Source organism: Roseateles sp., assembly GCF_052436255.1.
In the GTDB taxonomy this organism is placed as follows: domain Bacteria; phylum Pseudomonadota; class Gammaproteobacteria; order Burkholderiales; family Burkholderiaceae_C; genus Pelomonas.
Genome location: NZ_JBQVNP010000254.1, coordinates 1 through 4,324, shown reverse-complemented (window position 1 = coordinate 4,324; position 4,324 = coordinate 1). Strand labels below are relative to the sequence as shown.

The following is a 4,324-nucleotide window of genomic DNA, read 5'->3' as shown; positions in this document are numbered from 1 at the left end:
AAATGTGCGCGACCTCGCGGCGTCAATGAGGCATTCTTATGGCTGTTCATCCGAGGGTTCCCCGTGTGGCGATGGGTTGGTGTGAGAACCCTCATCTTCCACGGCCTCGGGTGAACAACCTCTTGGGAAACGACAGCTAGTCGGCAACAGCGGCGTCAAGAAGTGGGCTTGCATGAGCTGCCCGGGCGGTTGCGGGGTGCAGATCTCGCTTTCGCTTAACCCGGCTCGCAGACCGCGCTGGTCGGTCGAAACGGACTTCTGGAGCCGCCCAACCATTTCACCGTCAGTCCACCAGCACAGCGCCTGCAGCTGTCATTTTTGGATCAAGCGCGGCGTGGTCGAGTGGTGCCGATGAGCTGACAGCGTCGCCGGGCAAAGGACAACCGCAGGTTAGGAGGGTAGGTTTCGGAACATAGAGACGTGACCAAAGCTGCCCCTCGCGGCCGGCGAAGTGCCTGCCGGCAGCGGTAGCGCGGGCGATCTCGCGCAGGGCTAGGTCGCTAGAGTTTGCGGACTGCGAGTCGCCGCTCGATTTGCTTCCAGCGCGGTCCGCCACTCGGCCAGGATCGCGGCCGGCGAGTTGACCTGTCGGGTCCGTTCCATCAGGGCCAGCAGGTCGTCGCGGGTGAGGACGTGCAGGCCGGCCTTGCCGGCGTCCTCCATGTCCGCGGTGACCTGCTCGTGGCTGAACCGGGTCACCAGCAGCGGCAGGACCAGCACGTCGCGGTTGCCCGTCGCCGCCAAACTCTTCTCGACGTTGACGCACCGCGCCTTGAGGTTGGAGCGCTTGTCTGCCTTGAGCTGCCCGATCGTGCACTCGACGACGACGAAGCCGCCCTCGCATTCGACAAGGATGTCCGGGGCGTCCTCGTGGTGCTTGCTGTTGCGAAGGTGCGCGGGATTGAAGCCGAGCATCCAGAACAACCACGCCACGGCCACTTCGAAGCCTCGGCCGTTCTTGTCGTCCTCGTCGCGAAGCATTGACTGCATCGCTAGCAGCTCGATGTCGCTTGGCTCGAATGCGGCGCGTCGCGGATTCCCGACGGCCGACCGGTCCGTGATCCAGGCCTGCTGGTGCGTCTCGCCCTGATAGGACACCGCGCAGTCGACGAGGGCACCTTCTGGGATGTCAATGTCATGGGTGGCGACGCAGTTGCCGTGCTCGGGCCGCCAGTTCAGCCTCTTCCCGGCGACCGAGTCCCTATGCACAACCGTCGAGCCCTGGATCACGCGGTAGGAGAGGCGGCAGGCATCGACATCCAACTCGCTGGAACACGAGAGCATCAGGGTCGCTTTGTTCTGCTTGGCTGTGGATGTCGAGAGAATTCTCGTCACCGGCGCGGCAACGATCTCAAGGCTGCCCGGCTCGTCGCCCGCATCGCACACGCCACAGAGCTCGGAGAGGGACTCGAAGGCAATTTCCGAGCCTCGCAGACGCCAGCCGATCTCCTCGCGGTCGACTTTTTCCCAGCCGCGGCCGCCGCGAATCTTCAGTATGGCAAGGGCCGATCGGTCTAGCCCAGACCGGTGAAGCGGCACGGCGTAGGCGGAGTAGCTGCCGTTGTCCTCGGCTTCGAACTGAACCGATGCATCGGTGACCGCAAACGTACCGAGCAGTTCCTCGATCGCCTTGCGAACCGAGCGTGAGCGGGTGTCGATGGGAATCCGGCCGGCGATGACCGTGCTGGTCTTGAACGTCGCCGGCGTCACCGTCATCGTCGAATCCAGGCGCAACCGGGCGCTGTAGAGGAACCACTGGTCATCGCGGCGCAGCGCGCAGTAGCCCAGGGCGGCATGGCTGATGAAGGCCCGCTCAACCGGGGCAAGCTGGGCGCAGAACGTGCTGATTTGTTCTTCGGTATGTGTCGCTAAGGTCATGACGTCTTGTACAGGCCGCAGATGCCGCGGAGCCTAGTGGAGTTGCCGTCGTGCTGGCCTGCCTGGGCGGCATAGATTGAATGCGAGGCAGCGATGGGCCTATTCCTCGTAGTCTGGTTCCCAAGGATCTACGTCGCCGAAATACAGCCACAGCGACGATGTCGCGAAGTCGAAGCTCTTCACCAGCGCATGCTTCAGAGCGACGGCCGACATGACGTCGGGTGTCTGCAGCGTGATGACGGCTTCCACGTCGATGGTGATGACGCGGGTGTCCACAGGTGCGCCATAGCGATGCGTCTGCGGCAGGTTGCGGCCGACGATCCGATAGAAGCGCGCGGAGACCTCGACCTCGACTTGGAACAGCCAGGAGAACGTCAGGTCATGCTGGCCGACGCTCAAGACCTGCAGGTCCGGCGGGCGCAGCGTCGAGGCCGGGATCACCGACAGGAGGTTGACGGTATCGACGTCGTAGTCGAAGTGAGGCACTTCTGAGTCGGCGTCCAGCTCAATGTCCATCCTCTCGATCTCGGCGCCGATGAGAGCGTCAAGGTCCTTGCGCAGTGACGAGACTTCGGACTTGAGTTCCTTGACCAGGAACAGTTCGAGTTCCGCAGCCGCGATCTTGCGGGTCTGGTCACCCTCGTTGAGGGCGCGCAGCGCGTCCGTGAGCGACCTGAAGCCCAGCAGGTACTTCGAGGCGTCGCATGCCCATAGGCAGCCTTCGTCCTCGGTGACCACGATCACCTGCTTGACCATCTTCTCGCCCCAGGCCTCCAGGGTCGCCAGCGCGAAGGCGTCAGGGAACTCGCTCTTCTTGTCGCCCGTCCTCTCGAAGGGGTAGCGGCCCTCAAAATAGTCGGAGAGCACCCGCGGGCCGGCCTTCCACGCCGTGGCAAGCTGGACGGCGCCGGAGGCGGCGTAGTGCGCATCGATCAGCCGGCTCGCGATGGACTCCCCGGAATCGGCCTGCAGGTGCGCGCGCAAGTCGGTGGCCGTGCTGGCCTGCGCGGAGAGCGCCCAGTCGCCGATCTGCAGCGCATGCCGCGTCTCGTGAAGGCGGGCCTCCGCCCAGTCCTTGGCGTGCGCCTCCAACTCGCGTCGCCAGATCTCCGGAACCAGGTGGGCGATCTGCAAGCCCTTGATGCCAGCCAGGGCGGCCAAGGGCTGTGTCCGGAACTTGAACCCGGCCTTGCGGTAGATGTTCGTGTCAATGGCGATGCCGCCGACGCGGTCGAGCGCGATCGTCGGGGCGCTGGGCGCCGGCTGCGCCTGCTGCGCGTTGTTAGATTTCTTGGCCATCGGCAAATGATGTATGTACTCGCTGTGCGAAGGGCCGGACGCCAATAGAGTGGTGCTCACCGGCCGGTTCTCGGGTTGCCTCCGAGCCCAAGGCTCGGAGGCATGGGCCTGCGCGTCGCTGGCGAACGCGATGTCACACCTTTGTTGCTCCGTCGAGCTTTCTGTGAACGAACGACACCGTCGCGAAGATGTCGAGCGCATCCTGCTCGCTCATCGGCCAAACGACCTTGGGCGCGTGGGCAGTCGGGTTTCGCACTGCGCCAAAGAGGCCGACGAGCAGGTTGCTGATGCCCTTTTGCTCGCTCACTTCAGTGTCGGTCGTCAGGCTGTTGATGGCGATGATCGGAGCCTTGGTCGAGAACGCTTGATTTATCAGATCGGCGCCGTCGCAGGTGAGGCCAGAGATCTTTCGTAGCCGCTCGGCAAGCCCCTTGATGGCTTCCAGTACTGCGTGAAAGTAGTTTTCGTCCAACAGCTCTGGCGTGCAATATGCGAAGACTTCGGCGTGGGTGCCTCTCGCTTCAAGGGTCGTCTTCAGGCGCTTCGCTCTTGCAGCCGCGCCAGCGACAGTCGTCTCCCGAGTTGCCCGGACTGCGCGGCCTTGGTCATCGACGCCATAGCCAGCAAGAGACAGCGCCACATTGAGGCCATCCTGCATCAATGTGAACTGTCTGGGATTAGCAACGAAACGCGCTGGGTTCATGGCACGGTTGATAAACATGAGCAAGTGGTTCCCCACATGGGGCTTGTTTTGTAGCAGTGCCAGCGCGTTGAAGATCCGCTTCCACTTCGTCATACCGACGCCAGGGTCTTCAACGGCCATGTCCTGCAAGACGTAGCCAATCTCCGGTCCTGTCAGGCCATTTGTCGTCTCTCCAAGAACGCGGCAAGCAGCTTCAAGGACGGAGGGATTGAAGGGCGGCACATATTCCACGGTAGCGGCTGCTCGAAAGGCGGTTGGTGATCGGATTGGACGGGCAACTCCCGCGGGGAGCCTCCTCGAAAGTGAACTGACCCCCAGAAGTTGGACAAACTTCAAGGGGTTCCATGGGGAAGTACGAAACAAAGTTCAAGCTCAAGGTCGTTGAGAGCTTTCTCGCTGGAGAAGGCGGCGCCAAGCTGCTTGCCCGGCGCTGGTCAGTGCCCG

General features: G+C 63.0%; 4 protein-coding genes. 1 reads left to right on the top strand and 3 read right to left on the bottom strand.

Going from position 1 to position 4,324, the window contains the following annotated elements; all coding sequences use genetic code 11:
* Positions 1–172: 172 nt before the first annotated feature.
* Positions 173–355 carry a DUF6527 family protein gene (locus ACT6S0_RS26950; protein WP_444766804.1) on the top strand — a complete coding sequence of 61 codons (183 nt, stop codon included), beginning with the start codon at positions 173–175 and terminating at the stop codon, positions 353–355.
* A gap of 137 nt (positions 356–492) precedes the next feature.
* On the opposite strand, the gene ACT6S0_RS26945 is transcribed toward ACT6S0_RS26950, so the two are convergent.
* The 3 genes from ACT6S0_RS26945 to ACT6S0_RS26935 all read right to left on the bottom strand — a co-directional run bounded on the left by ACT6S0_RS26945 (position 493) and on the right by ACT6S0_RS26935 (position 4,111).
* Positions 493–1,878, bottom strand: coding sequence for a hypothetical protein (locus ACT6S0_RS26945; protein WP_444766803.1), 1,386 nt, complete (start codon positions 1,876–1,878; stop codon positions 493–495).
* Positions 1,879–1,977: 99 nt separating this feature from the next.
* Complete coding sequence (locus ACT6S0_RS26940) at positions 1,978–3,177, bottom strand: PIN domain-containing protein (protein WP_444766802.1); 1,200 nt, start codon at positions 3,175–3,177, stop codon at positions 1,978–1,980.
* A 133-nt stretch (positions 3,178–3,310) separates the two neighbouring features.
* Positions 3,311–4,111 (bottom strand): TIGR02391 family protein, encoded by an 801-nt coding sequence (locus tag ACT6S0_RS26935; protein WP_444766801.1) that lies wholly within the window; start codon positions 4,109–4,111, stop codon positions 3,311–3,313.
* Between the last annotated feature and the right edge of the window lie 213 nt (positions 4,112–4,324).